Raw genomic sequence first — 14,955 nt, forward strand, 5'->3', positions numbered from 1 at the left:
AGCACGCCTGCATCAGTGCAGGATCTTCGCCAGGAACTCCTTTGCACGGGCTGACTTGGGATCGCCGAAAAAGGCTTCCTTGCCTGTGTCCTCGACGATGGCGCCGCTATCCATGAAGATCACGCGGTTGGCAACCTTCTTCGCGAATCCCATTTCGTGGGTGACGCAGATCATCGTCATGCCTTCGCGAGCGAGTCCCGTCATGACGTCGAGCACCTCGTTGATCATTTCCGGGTCGAGTGCCGATGTGGGTTCATCGAACAGCATGGCGACAGGATCCATCGACAAGGCGCGTGCGATGGCAACGCGCTGTTGCTGTCCGCCGGAAAGCTGCGCGGGGAACTTGGCGGCATGCGTTTTCAGGCCGACGCGCTCCAGCAGCCTCAAGCCCTTCTCGCGGGCCTCGTCCTTGCCGCGCTTCAGTACCTTGACCTGCGCCAGCGAAAGGTTGTCGAGAATGCTCAGGTGCGGGAACAGCTCGAAATGCTGGAACACCATGCCGACCCGCGAGCACAACTGCGCAAGGTTGATCTTCGGATCCCCGACGCTGACGCCGTCCACGCTGATCCGGCCCTGCTGGAACGATTCCAGCCCGTTCACCGTCTTGATCAGCGTTGACTTGCCGGACCCCGACGGGCCGCAGATGACCACGACCTCGCCTTTCTCCACACGCGTGCTGCATGTATCCAGCACCTTGAACTGACCGTACCATTTCGATACGCCTTCGAGGGCAATCATTGTCTTGTCTCCTGCTTGCAGTTTGTGGTTGTAGTGCTTTGGCGGAGCGCGGGATCAGCGTGTCACGCGCAGCGTCAGCCGCGCCTCGATGCGCCGCTGCACCCACGACAGTCCCGTGCTGAGCAGCCAGTAGATGGCTGCCACCGACAGGTACAAGGGAAGCGGCTGGAACGTGGAGGCAATGATCTCCTGCGACGATCTCAGCAACTCGGTCACGGTGATGACCGACACCAGCGAGGTGTCCTTGATCAGGCTGATGAGCGTGTTGCCGAGGCTCGGCACGGCCAGCCGCAAGGCCTGCGGGCAGACGATGTAACGCAGCGTCTGCAGATGGCTCAGCCCGAGGCTGTGCGCCGCGCTCCATTGCCCGCGGCTGATGCCCAGGATCGCGCCGCGCATGCTTTCCGAGAGGTAGGCGCCGGCGTTGGCCGTGAGGGTCAGGATGCCCGCGCTGGTCGGGTCCAGCGAGATGCCGAGGTCCGGCAGGCCATAGTAGACGACGAACATCTGCACCAGCAGCGGCGTACCGCGCATGACGCTGACATAGGCGCGTGCAATGCCGCTAAGGACAGGGCTGGCGCTGATGCCCATGATGGCGACAACGATCCCGACCAGCAGGCCGAAGACCATCGAGGCCAGGGCAAACTTCACGGTGATCGCGGCGCCTTGCAGGAGCAACGGCGAGGCATGAATAATCAGATCAAAAGGGCTCATGGTGCGATCCATTGCTGTGGCCAGGCACGCCCGCGCCTGACGGGACGGGCGTGTTGTCAGGCGTGGCGGTGATTACTGTGCGAGGGGTTGGCTGGCATCGGTGCCAAGCCACTGAACGGACAGCTTGCGCAAGGTGCCGTCCCGCTGCAGCGCGTTGAGGGCGTCGTCAATCGCCTTGGCGAACCTGGGATTGCCCTTGCGATAGGGAATACCCATCTCCAGCTTTGTGCCGGCCAGCAGCGCGCCGGTACGTAGCGGCAGGTTCGCGTTCTTGATCAGGTACGGCAGCATCAGGCGATCATTGAGCGCGGCATCGATGCGGCCGGCCGCGAGATCGCGCAGGTTTTCCGAGGTGCCCGGATAGGTCTGCACCTGGATGCCCGACACCGATTTCGCCAGGTCGGCGTAGTTGCTGCCCAGCGTGACGCCGACGGATTTGCCCTTCAGCGCTTCCAGGGACCCGAACTCGCGCTTGTCGTCGCTGCGCTGAAGTACCTGCACCGCGGAATAGACGTAGGGCTGCGTGAAATCGAGCGCCTGCCTGCGTGCCGGCGTCATGCTGACCTGGTTGACGATAACGTCGAACTTGCCGGCCTGCAGGCCCGCGATGATGCCGCTCCACTCGGTGGTGATGAACTGGACCTTGAGGCCCATCTTGTCCGCCACCGCCCGGGCCACCGCGACGTCGAAGCCATCGAGCTGGCCCTGGGCGTTCCGATAGCCGAACGGCGGGTACGTGCCCTCCATGCCGACCTTCAGGACGCCGCTGGCCTTGACGGTATCGAGCAGGTCTTCAGCCTGTACGGCAGGTGCGGTGAAACCGAGGACGGTCGCCAGTAGCGCGCCTTGCAACAGCGATTGCAGCAGCTTCATGCCTTGTCTCCAATGTGGTTATAGGTATTGTCGAAGGGCAGCATCAGTGCCCGACAGGTTCTGTGAAACGACGACTTTCCTGATCGGTAACGGGCGCCCCCGCCGACCTCGAGACCGGCGTCTTGTCGAGACGCTGTGTCGTCCAGGCCGTGAGGGAAATCGTAGTGATCCGTCAGGGGAAAAAACTTTCAAAAGACAGCGAGGCGAAGCCTGCTCGTGGAATATTTTTCTCCGCATATCGGGATAAAGACAACGGAGTTCCCGGTATCCGGAAGGAAGTGCAAGAAGCCTCTCCCACTGGCAACGGCTTCGCTATCCGCGCTCAGCCAGCCGGGCGTGCTACGCCATATTGCGACGACAGGTATCGACGGATCTGGTCGGGGGAATCGATGAACCGGGTCTGGCCGACCATGCGGACCTCCACGCTGTCGTCGACCAGCGCGCGCCCGGCGCCGATCACCAGCACAGGGGCGGACTGGTTGGCTTCGCCGATCAACTCGACAATCGCCTGGCGCGGCCGCGGCGCATCGATGTACTCGACATCGATTTCGCTGCGCAACTGCGGGAAGAAGCTCAGCAGGCCTTCGACTGCAATGGCATCGCCGCAGTAGAAGGGGCCTTCCGAGCCTTGATAGAAGCCAGGGCGGAGCATCAGTAGCTTGTCTTTCACGTTGTCTCTCACTATGGATTGAAGGTTGAAGTTGGTGGTGTACGCAGTTCCCGATGTTTGCCGGGCCGCCAACCACCGGACAAAGGATAGGGTCGGGTAGGTAAACCCACTAGTGGCACGAACGACAATTAACGTCCGGATCATGCCAAAATGCGCTGCAGGGTGAATCGCGTGAAAGATGGCGCGCTGATCTCCCCGCCAGGTGGTCTCAATCGCTACTTCAATCGATCTCTTTCGTGCCAGGAAACAAAGCGCAATCCAATGCCAAAGGCGGGTTGGTAGCCGTCGTCGTCTACGATGGCCTGAGCCTTTTCGAATACGGCAGCGCCGTTGAAGTATTCGGTCTGCCCCGGCCGGAAATGGGCAACGAGTGGTATCGCTTCGCGACATGCTCGGCCGATCCCGGGACGTTGCGCGGGGCGGGTGGCATCCAGGTGCAGGCCGACGGCGGTCTGGATCTGCTGTCGAAGGCGAATACGATCATCATTCCCGGCTGGCGCGGGATCGAAGCCGAAGTGCCGGAGGCGCTTTGCCGCGCCTTGCGCAAGGCGAACAAGCGCGGGGCGAGAGTCATGTCGATCTGCACCGGCGCTTTTGTATTGGCCGCCGCGGGATTGCTCGACGGCAAGCGCGCGACTACGCACTGGCGTCATGCGGCAGCACTCGCGCAGCGGTATCCGCAAGTGCGGGTGGAGGCGGACGTGCTCTACGTCGATGCCGGCGATGTCCTGACTTCCGCCGGAAGTGCCGCGGGAATCGACCTGTGCCTGCACCTGATCCGCCGGGACTTTGGTCCGCGCGCTGCCAATCAGGTCGCACGCCGGCTGGTCATGCCTCCGCACCGTGAAGGCGGTCAGGCCCAGTACATTGCGGAGCCGGTGTCGAAGCGCAGCAGCGCTTCGCTGGCCCCGCTGCTGGATGCGGTGCGCGCAACCCTTGGAGAAGACTGGCCGATTGTCAGGATGGCGGAGCAAGCGGCCATGAGTGCCCGCACCTTCCAGCGCCACTTCGTCAACATGATGGCCATGCCGCCGGGGGAGTGGCTGCTGATCGAACGGATCAGCCGTGCCAGGGTATTGCTCGAAGAGACCGGTTTATCGCTGGACGATATTGCGGTGCAAGTGGGCTTCGGCGCCGCGGCCGCATTGCGCAATCATTTCCGCACAAGGCTTGGAACGAGTCCCGGTGACTACAGGCGGCGTTTCAGTGCCTCCGAAGAGCATTGATTCCGGCAAACAGCGGGCCAGGCTTCCGAAGTGACGGCCGTGGGGCTTTGCGGTGTCGGGGCGCAGACGTCACCCCGCAGACGTTACCCAAGCGTGCCGCCCAGCTTCGCGCTGATGGCCTGCGCCGCCCCGCGTACCGTGGGAATCAGCGCGCGCAAACGTGCCTCGTCGGTGGAATCGGCGGTGCCCGTGACGCTGACGGCGGCCACGGTCTTGCCGCTGGCATCGCGGATCGGTACCGCGACACAGCGGATGCCCGGAGCGTTTTCTTCCAGGTCGAATGCGTAGCCGCCTTGCGCGTAGGCGTGCATGCCGGCCAGCCAGGTCTCGAGCGGCAAGTTGATGTTGCCGCGCTCGGCATCGTACTGGTAGCGCTTGCGCCAGGATGCCTCGCCTTCGTCGAGGATCAGCGCCTTGCCGACACCGGTCGAGCAGACCGGCTTGCGTCCGCCGATGCGTGAGTTGACGCCGATCGGCCGCTGGGCGTCGATCTTGTCGAGATAGATGATCTCGTCGCCGTCGAGCATGGCCAGGTGAACGGTATCGCGCGTCTCATCGGCAAGCTGTTCGATGTTCTGCCGTGCGCTGCGGGCGATGTCGGAATCGCGGTAGGCGGCGAAGCCAAGCTCCAGCAGGCGGGCGCCCAGGCGATAGCCGCGGCGCGGTTCGAACTGCAGATAGCGGGCCTGCACCAGTGCCGAGGCCAGGCGATGCGTGGTGCTGAACGCCACGCCGGTGCGGTCGGCGATTTCCTGCACGGACTGGCAGCCGTCGGCAACGGCGTCGACCACATCCAGTCCGCGAAACAGCGTCTGGCTGGCCAGGGTTCGATTGGGGTTTGGCGTTCTTGACATGGCATGAAGTGTAACGCCGCTGGCGGGCGACCCACCAGCGGTGCAACGCTGCTTGCCTTAGGCGTGCTTGAGCAGGTCCAGCGCGACGTCGACGATCATGTCTTCCTGGCCGCCCACCATGCGGCGCTTGCCCAGTTCGACGAGGATGTCCACGGTCTTCAGGCCATACTTGTTTGCGGCGACTTCGGAGTGGCGCAGGAAGCTCGAATAGACGCCGGCATAGCCGAGCGCCAGCGTTTCGCGATCCACGCGCACGGGGCGGTCCTGCAGCGGGCGCACGATATCGTCGGCGGCGTCCATCAGCTTGTACAGGTCGGTGCCGTGCTCCCAGCCCAGGCGCTCGATGGCGGCGATGAACACTTCCAGCGGCGCATTGCCCGCGCCGGCGCCCATGCCGGCCAGCGATGCATCGATGCGGTCGCAGCCTTCTTCCACGGCCACGATCGAATTGGCCACGCCGAGCGACAGGTTGTGGTGGGCGTGGATGCCCGTATGCGTGTTCGGGTCGAGTACCGCCTTCAGCGCGCGGAAGCGGTCGCGCACGTCCTGCATGCCCAGCGCGCCGCCCGAGTCCACCACGTAGATGGTGGTGGCGCCGTACGACTCCATCTTCTTCGCTTCGACAGCGAGGTTCTCCGGCGTGGTCATGTGGCTCATCATCAGGAAGCCCACGGTGTCCATGCCGAGCTCGCGTGCGCGTTCGATGTGCTGGCGCGACACATCGGCTTCCGTGCAGTGCGTGGCCACGCGCACGATGCGCGCGCCGGCCTTGTAGGCGTTTTCGAGATCGTGGATCGTGCCGATGCCGGGCAGCAGCAGCGTGGCAATCTTCGCGTGTTCGATCTCGCCCGCGACCGCTTCGATCCATTCGAGATCGGTGTGGGCGCCGAAACCATAGTTGAAGCTGGAGCCCTGCAGGCCGTCGCCGTGCGCCACTTCGATCGAATCGACGCGTGCCTGGTCCAGCGCGCGGGCGATGTCCTTGACGTTCTGGATCGAGTACTGGTGGCGGATGGCGTGGCTGCCATCGCGCAGCGTCACGTCGGAGATATACAGTTTCTTGCCGGGATTGAAAGCCATGGCGCGTCTCCTCAGGCGTTCAGAGCGCATTGCGCCATGCGTTCGGCAGTGGCGAGTGCGGCGGAGGTCATGATGTCGAGATTGCCGGCGTAGGCGGGCAGGTAGTGGGCCGCGCCTTCCACCTCCAGGAACACCGAGGTCTTGAGCCCGCTGAAGCGGCCCAGGCCAGGAATGTTGAGCGGTGCATCGGATGCAATCACATCGAACTGCACCTTCTGCTTCAGCCGGTAGCCCGGCACATAGGCCTGCACGGCGGCGGCCATGTCGTTGATCGACGCCTCGACTTCCGTCTGGCTGGCGGCATCGCTCAGCACATAGACCGTGTCGCGCATGATCAGCGGCGGCTCCGCCGGGTTCAGCACGATGATGGCCTTGCCCTTGGTGGCGCCGCCGATCACCTCGATGGCCTTCGACGTGGTCTCGGTGAACTCGTCGATGTTGGCCCGCGTGCCGGGTCCGGCCGACTTGCTGCTGATCGACGCGACGATCTCCGCGTAGTGCACCTTCGCCACGCGCGATACCGCGGCGACCATCGGGATGGTGGCCTGTCCGCCGCAGGTGACCATGTTCACGTTGCGCGCGTCGAGACGGGCTTCGAGGTTGACCACGGGCACGCAGTACGGGCCGATGGCCGCCGGCGTCAGGTCGATCATGCGGATGTCCGGCTTCACTTCGCGCAGCCGCGCGTCGTTCCTGACGTGGGCGCCCGCGCTGGTGGCGTCGAACACCACGTCGATGTCGCGGAAGACGGGGAGGTTCAGCAAGCCTTCCACGCCTTCATGCGTGGTGGCCACGCCCATGCGGGCCGCCCGCGCGAGGCCGTCCGAGGCCGGGTCGATGCCGACCATTGCCCCCATTTCCAGGTGTTTGCCGTGGCGCAGGATCTTGATCATCAGATCCGTGCCGATATTGCCCGATCCGATGATCGCGGCCTTCAGTTTCCGATTTGCCAATGGAGCCTCCGTCTTCGGGCCGCCATGGCGACGGACCCGCTTTTTGTGAAGTGCTGTCTGTCGCAGGCCAGGACATCGCCGATCCGGTCCGGGTTTGCCCCTGCGCTGCGACGCAAGATTACTCCTCGCTCTCTTAAATATCAACATATAAGATTTGATCTCATATATTGAGAAAAAGATGTGGCGAATTGCGCGCAGAGGACGGCTACCAGGGGGGCATATACTGCGGCATACGAATCGCACCACCAGACCCATCACCCCGGTGGCAGCCAGCTTCGACACGATCAACAGGAGCGTTCATGCTTTCACCCATGTTCCACGCGCTGAGAGCCGCGTCGGTTGCGATGCTGCTGGCCGCGGCATCCTCGGCAGTGTTTGCCGCGCCGGCGGATGGCAAGCCGCTTGTGCTGGATACCCAAAGCGGCATCAGCGATGGCAAGCGCGGCGGCACCGGGCTGCAGACGGGCCCGCTCTCGCCACGTGACGCGGCAGGATCGCACCCCGGCATGACACCCGACGCGTCGCAGTATCCGGTCGTCGTCGCGCCATACATCGAGGTGCCGGTCGGTGGGTCTAGGCCCCCTTATCCGGCGCCGCGTCCGAGACCGACGCCACACACGCCGTAACCCGGTAACCCGGCACTTTGATGACCGCCTGCCAGCCGAGCGGGCGGTTATTCGACTGAAGCGTCTGCGGGCCGACGTTGCGGCTTCCTTGCTGGAACCTTCCACCATGCCGGCAGCATGTCCTGCACCTCGGGACGCGCGTAACGGTCATCGATCAGCCACACCACGCCGCGGTCCTCGCGGGTGCGGATCACGCGGCCGGCGGCCTGCACCACCTTGCGCAGGCCCGGATACAGGTAGGCGTAGTCATAGCCATGGCCCGCGCCGAAGGCGGCTTCCATGCGCTCGCGCAGTTGTTCGTTGACGGGGTTCACCTGGGGCAGGCCCAGCGTGGCCACGAAGGCGCCGATCAGCCGGTCGCCGGGAAGATCAACCCCCTCCGAGAACACGCCGCCCAGTACGGCGAAGCCGATGCCCCGGCCGCCCGGCGCGAACGCATCGAGGAAGGCGGCCTGGCCGGCCTCGGTCATGCCGCGTGCCTGCGACCACGTCGGGATACCGGGATGGAGTTCGGCCAGCAACGCCGCCGCCTGCTGCAGGTAATCATGGCTGCTGAAGAACGCCAGATAGTTGCCGGGGCGCTGCGCGAACTGGTCGGCCATCAGCGCGACGATGGCCGGCAGCGAACGTTGCCGGTGGGCATAGCGCGTGGAGATATGGCGCGCCACGCGCACGTCGAGCTGCTCCGCCTGGAATGGCGATGGCACCTCCACCCACACGGCACTGCCTGGCACGCCCAGCAGGTTGCGGTAGTAGTCGGCCGGCTGCAGCGTGGCCGAGAACAGCGTGGTCGAATGCGCGCCCGCGAAGCGCGGCGCGAGGTACGGCGCGGGCAGCAGGTTGCGCACGCACAGCGCGGCATCCACGCCGCTGCGGTGGCGCGGCGCGCGCGTGATATCGAACAGCGAATGCTTGCCGCCGTACTCCGTCATCTGCTCGGACAGGCGCAGGAAGTGCATCGCATCGAAATAGAAACGCTCAAGCGTGACGTCGTGCCGCTGCGGATGCTCGCTCATGTCGTCGATGATGGCGGTGCATAGCCGGGCCAGTGCCTCGATGAAAGCGGCGGGTTCTTCATCGCAAGTTTCGTAGGCGGCCTCGCCGGATCTGGCGAGCGCGTTCCATTGCCGGTAGACCCGGTTCATGTCGCGCTTGAGCGTGCCCGGCGCCGACAGCCGCACGCCGCGGAAGGCGGCGTGGTCGAGCGTGGCCGTGTACATGGCGCGGCCGCGTTCGACCAGGTTGTGCGCTTCGTCCACCAGCACGCTGACACGCCATTCGTTCAGCGCGGCCAGCGCATACAGCATCGCGCTGCGATCGAAATAGTAGTTGTAGTCGGCCACCACCAGGTCGCTCCAGCGGATCATCTCCTGGGCGAGGTAGTAGGGGCAGACCTCGTGCGTGCGAGCGATCTCGCGCACGGTGTGGCCATCGAGCAGCGCGGCATGGCTGGCGGCGTCGCGCGCGGCGGGCAGGCGGTTGTAGAAGCCTTTCGCCAGCGGGCATGAGTCGCCATGGCAGGCCAGGTCCGGATGCTCGCACGCCTTGTCGCGTGCCATCAGTTCCAGCACGCGCAGCGGCGCGTCATCGGCCCGGCGGCGCAGCTGCGCGGTGGCCTGCAGCGCAACCGCGCGGCCCGTCGAGCGCGCGGACAGGAAGAAGATCTTGTCGATGCGCTGGGTGGGCATGGCCTTCAGCGCCGGAAACACCGTGCCGATCGACTTGCCGATGCCGGTGGGTGCCTGCGCCAGCAGCGTGCGTGCGCTGGCGTTGGCCTTGTAGACCGATTCGGCCAGCAGGCGCTGCCCGTCGCGGAAGGTGGCGTGCGGAAAGGCCAGTGCCTGCAGCCCCGCATCGCGATCGCTGCGATGGGCGATTTCCCGTTCCGCCCACTGCATGAAGCGGCGGCAGCTGTCTTCGAAGAACGCACGCAGCGCCGCAGCGTCGCAGCGTTCCTTCAGCACGCGCTCGCGCTGGCTCAGGATGTCGAAATAGACCAGCGCTACGTCGATCTGCGCGAGCTTGCGCGCTTCGCACAGCAGCCAGCCGTAGATCTTCGCCTGGGCCCAGTGCAGGGCCTGGTGGTTGCGCGGAATCTCGGCCTTGTCGCCGCGTACCGTCTTGATTTCCTCGATGCGGTTGGCCACGGGATCGTAGCCATCGGCACGGCCACGCACGCGCAGGCCTTCGAACTCGCCCGACAGCGCTACCTCGGACTCATAGCCAGGCCCGCGGCGGCTGGTGACCACGCCGTGGCCTGCCACGCCTTCCTGCCCGGTGGGCGAGGGCGTGAAGCGCAGGTCGAGGTCGCCCGCCTTGGCCGTGAATTCGCATAGCGTGCGAACGGCGACGGTATAGCGCAGCGGATCGGGTGGCGTGGCGGACAAGGCGCAGGACGGGGGAAATTGCGGGGCTGTATGAATATACAGTGATCCGGAACCCGCGGAAACATGCCCTCAGCGTATTCCCCGACCGGTGCATCGCCTTCGCGCCCTAAGCAAGTTTCCGTCGATATAGTGACTTACCATATTAACAACACATACAAATCATGCACTTACGACGATTGTAATTAAAGATTACGTATCCTATACTCCGGCCGGTTGCGCGACCCCTTAAACAAAACGCCTCAAATCGAAGGACACAAGGACAAGGAGACCCCGTCATGCAATCCACGAGCACCGCCACGACGCTGGCGATTCCGCGCAGCAGCGTGCGCTGGAAGATCTTCCTGATGATGCTGCTGCTGGTGGCCATCAACTACATCGACCGGGCCTCGCTGTCGGTGGCCATGCCGCTGATCGCGAAGGAGTTCGACCTGAGCCCCGCCATGCAGGGGCTGATCCTCAGCTCGTTCTTCTGGACCTACGCCTTCATGCAGGTGCCGGGCGGCATGCTGGCAGACAAGTACAAGCCGCGCATCGTGATCGCCTGCGCCACGGTGTTCTGGGGCTTCTTCCAGGCGATCGCGGCGGCCTGCACCAACGCCACCTCGCTGATGCTGACCCGGCTCGGGCTCGGTGCCGCCGAAGCGCCGATCTACCCGGCCGGCGGCAAGCTCAATGCCATCTGGATGACCAGGAACGAGCGCGGCCGCGGCGCCACGCTGCTGGATGGCGGCGCACCGCTGGGCGCGGCGCTTGGTTCGCTCATCATCGCCGGGCTGATCAGCGAACTCGGCTCGTGGCGCATGTCGTTCGTGGTCGCCGGCGTCGGCACCGTGCTCGCTGGTTTCGTGGCCTGGTGGTACATCCGCAATTCCCCGCGCGAACACCGTGGCGTCAATGAACAGGAAGCCCGTCATATCGAGGACGCGCTTGCACTGGAGCACAGCGCGGAGCCGGCCAACCTGAGTGGCCGTTCGCTCGACTTCTTCAAGTACCGCTCGGTGTGGTGCATGGCCATCAGCTGGATGTGCTTCAACGCCGTGTTCTACGGCCTGCTGACCTGGATGCCCACCTACCTGAGCAAGGCCCGCGGCTTCGACCTCAAGCAGATGGGCGGCGCCAGCTTCCTCATCTTCTTCGCGGGGTTTGTCGGCGAACTGATCGGCGGCTGGATTGCCGACAAGTGGAAGGAAGCCGGAGGACGTCCCAACGTCGTGATGCGCACGCTGTTCGGCATCGCCGCCGTGGTGGCCACGGTGTCGATCTTCTCGGTGGCCTACGTCACCGACCCCGTGATGGTTGTGGTGCTGCTGTCTTCCACCCTGTTCTTCCTGCGCTGGTGCGGCCTGTTCTGGTCGGTGCCGTCGATGCTGGGCACCCGCAACAAGGTCGGCTTCCTCGGCGGCGTGATGAACCTGGGCGGCAATATCGCCGGCATCAGCGTGCCGATCATCGTCGGCCTGATCGTGCAGGCCACCGGCTCCTACTTCCTGGCGCTGATGTTCTTTGCCGCCTGCGGGGTCGGCCTGCTGCTCGCATCCACCAGCATCGACTACGAGAAGAAGATCCCGGTCTGACGGCGAAGTCCGGCAAGCCAAGTCCGGACGTCCGCAGATACCTGTCGGCCGTGCCCTTTGCGCAGAGGAGGCTGCGCCAAGGGCCGGCACAGCCGCACCGCGCCAATCGCCTCCATTAGCGCATCGATAAGAACTTTCAAACAAGGAAAACATGAGGCTCAAACTAATCGCCATTTCCGCTGGTCTGCTTGCATCGGCTGGCGCCTGTGCCCAATCCAGCGTGACGCTCTACGGCGTCGTTGACGCCGGTATCGAATACCTGAATAGCGTCCCGAATGCAGCCAAGGCCAGTTCCAGTCTGGTGGCCATGCAATCGGGCAACCAGTCGGGTTCGCGCTGGGGCCTGCGCGGGTTAGAGGATCTGGGCGGCGGCCTGAAAGGCATCTTTACGCTGGAGAGCGGCTTCAACACGGATGACGGAAAAATGGCCCAGGGCGGTCGGTTGTTCGGTCGCGCCGCGTACGTAGGCTTGCAAAGCCGGTGGGGCCAGTTGACCCTGGGACGCCACACGGCTCCGTTCTGGGATTTCTCCGGCGCCTTCGACCCGATGGGCAACGCTGGCCGTTTCGCCATCGGCGCACAGGATCCGTTCATGCTTGGCCAGCGTGCGGACAACTCGGCCAAGTATGTCGGCACCTTTGGTGGCCTGACTGTGACTGGCCTGTACAGCTTCAACTACAACAACGCGGAAGTCCCCGGCAATTTCACCAATGGCCGCGAGTACTCGCTGATGGCCGTGTACGCCGCCGGTCCGTTCTCGGTCGGCGCCGTGTATGACCAGACCAACCAGTCGTCTGCCGCCGCACTGACCAGCAACCAGCTGATCCGTCGCGCGGCGCTTGCCGGCACCTATGCATTCGGCCCGGCCAAGCTCTATGCCGGCTACCGCTATGCGCGCTCGTTCAATGGCGCTTCCCTGCCCGGGACTGCCGGTGCTGCGAATACCTATGCCAACCTTGCCTGGGCTGGCCTGGGTTATCAACTGACACCGTCCTTCTCGCTGACCGGCGCCGCGTACTACCAGAATCTTGCCAACGCCCACGTTGGCAACCCCTGGCAGTTCGTGGCCACCGCCGACTATCTCTTCTCTAAGCGCACCGACCTGTACGCATCCATGGCGTACGCGGTGAATAGCAATGCACGTTCGGCGCTGGGCGTGAACGGGTTCAACGATGTGCTCGGCGCATCGTCAAGTGAACAAGTGGTGCCGGGCAAGAACCAGTTCGGCGCTGTCGTGGGCATTCGCCACAAGTTCTGAGCGGTCACGAGCTTGCGCAATCAGCCCGGTTTTTCCGGGCTTTTTTTGGTTTATCGCCGCCCTGCGCGATCGAGATCCTTACCTTCGTATGCTTCCATCCATTCGCTCAAAGATTCAGGCCATTTCCACCGGCATCGTCGTGACCGCACTGGCGCTGACCGCTGGCGTGACATACGTCATCGTTCGTCACAGCAATCTCGAAACGATTCAGCAAAATCTCGACGCCATCGCGACAGGCCATGCACTGGCTCTCGATGAATGGGTGGCGGCAAAGTCGACGATGGTGGCTGCCGCGGCCGGGCAAATTGCACCCGGCGACCCGCACGGCTTGGTTCAGCAGCTGCAAAAGGCCGGCGCATTCCCGATTACCACGGCTGGCTGGAAGGACAAGTCCTTCGTGTCCAGCAAGGACCGGATGCCGGAGGGCTTCGATCCCACCGCCCGCCCCTGGTACAAGGAGACTGTGGCGGCAGGGAAACAGATTGTGTCCCGGCCATACGCCGATGCTGCGAGCGGCAAGCCCTTCGTCTCGTTTGCCGCACCGATCCTGCGCGACGGCGCCCTGGATGGCGTGGTTTCGGCTGTCGTGTCGCTCGATGGCGTGCGCGACGTCGTTGCCGCAGTTCATCCGACCCCGCAGAGCCTGGGCTTCGTGGTGGACAAGGACGGAACCATCCTGGCGCACCCGCAGGACAAGTACCTGCGCAAGCCGGCGGCCGAGCTGTCGCCGGCACTCACGCCGCTGACCCTGGCATCGCTGGCGAAAGAGACGGCTCCGCTTGAGGTGAAGCTGGATGGCGTGTCAAAGCTGCTGCGCGCCAAACCTGTTCACGGCACCGACTGGCAACTGGTCGTTGCACTCGACAAGGCAGAAGCCACGGCTGCGCTGGACAGCGTGGTCAAGGCCTCTGCCATCGCCATCGTGCTGCTGGCCATCGCTGCAGCCGCGCTTAGCGGCGTACTTACCGCTCAGGCATTTCGCCGGCTGTCCGGCGTGCGGGACGCGATGAACGAGATTGGCTCCGGTGACGGGGATCTGACGCAACGCCTGCCTGCCGCGGGCCGTGACGAGGTCACGCAGATTGCCGTCTCTTTCAATACCTTTGTCGAAAAACTTGGCGGCGTGCTGTTGCGGATCCGCCATGGCAGCGAGTCCGTCAGGATCGCGACCCGGGAGATCGAGGCCGGCAACCAGGACCTGTCGCGGCGGACCGAGATGGCGGCCAGCAATCTGGAGGAGACGGTCGCTTCGCTGTCCGAGCTGACGGGTTCGGTGCGGCGCTCCGCCGAGGCGACGGAGCAGGCCACGCGCCTGGCATCATCCGCCAGCGAGGCCGCCGCGCGAGGGGGTTCGGTGGTTTCCGACGTGGTGGCGACGATGGAGGAGATTGCGCAGTCTTCCGTCAAGATCGTGGAGATCATTGGCGTGATTGACGGCATCGCCTTCCAGACCAATATCCTGGCATTGAATGCGTCGGTCGAAGCGGCACGCGCGGGCGAGCACGGCAAGGGCTTTGCGGTGGTTGCGAACGAAGTGCGCAGCCTGGCCCATCGCTGCGCGACGGCCGCCAAGGAGATCAAGGCGCTGATCGAGGCTTCGGATGTCAGCGTCCAGTCGGGGGCGCAACGAGTGCAGGCAGCGGGCGAGGCGATGAACGAGATCGTCGACGGTATTCGTCAGGTCACTGCGTTTATTGCCGAGATCAGTACGTCCATGGGTGAGCAGGCCACGGGCATCAGCCAGATCAACCAGGCGGTTGAACAGATGGAGCAGGCAACGCAGCAGAATGCTGCGCTGGTGGAGCAGGCTGCAGCGGCTTCTTCGCTATTGAATGAACAGGCTCATACGCTGGCGGAGGCGGTTGCAGAGTTCAGGCTCGGTGAGGGGGGGAGATAGTAGGGGGGTGGCTTGGGGGTTTGGCTTGTCGTGATTGGCAGGCGCCGCTGTTTCGCCGGCTACGAGCCTGTCAGATTTTTAGTGTGCCGAGGTCATGAGACGATT

General features: G+C 64.2%; 13 protein-coding genes. 5 read left to right on the top strand and 8 right to left on the bottom strand.

Annotated features, from left to right (window positions below; translation table 11 throughout):
• Positions 1-12 precede the first annotated feature (12 nt).
• The 4 genes from CupriaWKF_RS22370 to CupriaWKF_RS22385 form a co-directional block, all read right to left on the bottom strand.
• The gene (locus tag CupriaWKF_RS22370; protein ID WP_276102933.1) at positions 13-738 is read right to left on the bottom strand and encodes an amino acid ABC transporter ATP-binding protein; all 726 of its coding nucleotides are present in this window, start codon (positions 736-738) and stop codon (positions 13-15) included.
• 54 nt (positions 739-792) lie between these two features.
• Positions 793-1,452, bottom strand: coding sequence for an amino acid ABC transporter permease (locus tag CupriaWKF_RS22375; protein WP_276102934.1), 660 nt, complete (start codon positions 1,450-1,452; stop codon positions 793-795).
• Positions 1,453-1,524: 72 nt separating this feature from the next.
• Positions 1,525-2,325, bottom strand: a complete 801-nt coding sequence (locus CupriaWKF_RS22380; protein ID WP_276102935.1) for a transporter substrate-binding domain-containing protein — start codon at positions 2,323-2,325, stop codon at positions 1,525-1,527.
• 322 nt (positions 2,326-2,647) lie between these two features.
• On the bottom strand, positions 2,648-2,995 hold the full coding sequence (locus CupriaWKF_RS22385; protein WP_276102936.1) for a DUF3088 domain-containing protein: 348 nt from the start codon (positions 2,993-2,995) through the stop codon (positions 2,648-2,650).
• 236 nt (positions 2,996-3,231) lie between these two features.
• Between CupriaWKF_RS22385 and ftrA the strand changes: the two genes are divergently transcribed.
• Positions 3,232-4,221 (top strand): transcriptional regulator FtrA, encoded by a 990-nt coding sequence (gene ftrA, locus CupriaWKF_RS22390; RefSeq protein WP_276102937.1) that lies wholly within the window; start codon positions 3,232-3,234, stop codon positions 4,219-4,221.
• A gap of 83 nt (positions 4,222-4,304) precedes the next feature.
• On the opposite strand, the gene CupriaWKF_RS22395 is transcribed toward ftrA, so the two are convergent.
• The 3 genes from CupriaWKF_RS22395 to CupriaWKF_RS22405 are packed head-to-tail and all read right to left on the bottom strand — an operon-like array spanning position 4,305 to position 7,048.
• Positions 4,305-5,075, bottom strand: coding sequence for an IclR family transcriptional regulator (locus CupriaWKF_RS22395; protein ID WP_276102938.1), 771 nt, complete (start codon positions 5,073-5,075; stop codon positions 4,305-4,307).
• Positions 5,076-5,132: 57 nt separating this feature from the next.
• A complete protein-coding gene (dmpG, locus tag CupriaWKF_RS22400; RefSeq protein ID WP_276102939.1) occupies positions 5,133-6,155 on the bottom strand; it encodes a 4-hydroxy-2-oxovalerate aldolase in 1,023 nt (340 codons plus the stop codon).
• A gap of 11 nt (positions 6,156-6,166) precedes the next feature.
• Positions 6,167-7,048, bottom strand: a complete 882-nt coding sequence (locus CupriaWKF_RS22405; RefSeq protein ID WP_276103165.1) for an acetaldehyde dehydrogenase (acetylating) — start codon at positions 7,046-7,048, stop codon at positions 6,167-6,169.
• Between the two features lie 359 nt (positions 7,049-7,407).
• Here CupriaWKF_RS22405 and CupriaWKF_RS22410 point away from each other — a divergent pair, with 359 nt between their 5' ends.
• On the top strand, positions 7,408-7,734 hold the full coding sequence (locus CupriaWKF_RS22410; RefSeq protein ID WP_276102940.1) for a hypothetical protein: 327 nt from the start codon (positions 7,408-7,410) through the stop codon (positions 7,732-7,734).
• A gap of 47 nt (positions 7,735-7,781) precedes the next feature.
• On the opposite strand, the gene CupriaWKF_RS22415 is transcribed toward CupriaWKF_RS22410, so the two are convergent.
• Positions 7,782-10,121, bottom strand: a complete 2,340-nt coding sequence (locus CupriaWKF_RS22415; RefSeq protein ID WP_276102941.1) for an ATP-dependent DNA helicase — start codon at positions 10,119-10,121, stop codon at positions 7,782-7,784.
• Positions 10,122-10,396: 275 nt separating this feature from the next.
• Between CupriaWKF_RS22415 and CupriaWKF_RS22420 the strand changes: the two genes are divergently transcribed.
• The 3 genes from CupriaWKF_RS22420 to CupriaWKF_RS22430 all read left to right on the top strand — a co-directional run bounded on the left by CupriaWKF_RS22420 (position 10,397) and on the right by CupriaWKF_RS22430 (position 14,850).
• Positions 10,397-11,695 (top strand): MFS transporter, encoded by a 1,299-nt coding sequence (locus CupriaWKF_RS22420; RefSeq protein ID WP_276102942.1) that lies wholly within the window; start codon positions 10,397-10,399, stop codon positions 11,693-11,695.
• Positions 11,696-11,846: 151 nt separating this feature from the next.
• On the top strand, positions 11,847-12,953 hold the full coding sequence (locus tag CupriaWKF_RS22425) for a porin (protein WP_276102943.1): 1,107 nt from the start codon (positions 11,847-11,849) through the stop codon (positions 12,951-12,953).
• Positions 12,954-13,041: 88 nt separating this feature from the next.
• Positions 13,042-14,850: a methyl-accepting chemotaxis protein gene (locus tag CupriaWKF_RS22430; protein WP_276103166.1), complete on the top strand. Its 1,809-nt coding sequence runs from the start codon at positions 13,042-13,044 to the stop codon at positions 14,848-14,850.
• The last annotated feature ends 105 nt before the right edge of the window (positions 14,851-14,955 follow it).

The sequence above is a fragment of the Cupriavidus sp. WKF15 genome, from assembly GCF_029278605.1.
Classification (GTDB): domain Bacteria; phylum Pseudomonadota; class Gammaproteobacteria; order Burkholderiales; family Burkholderiaceae; genus Cupriavidus.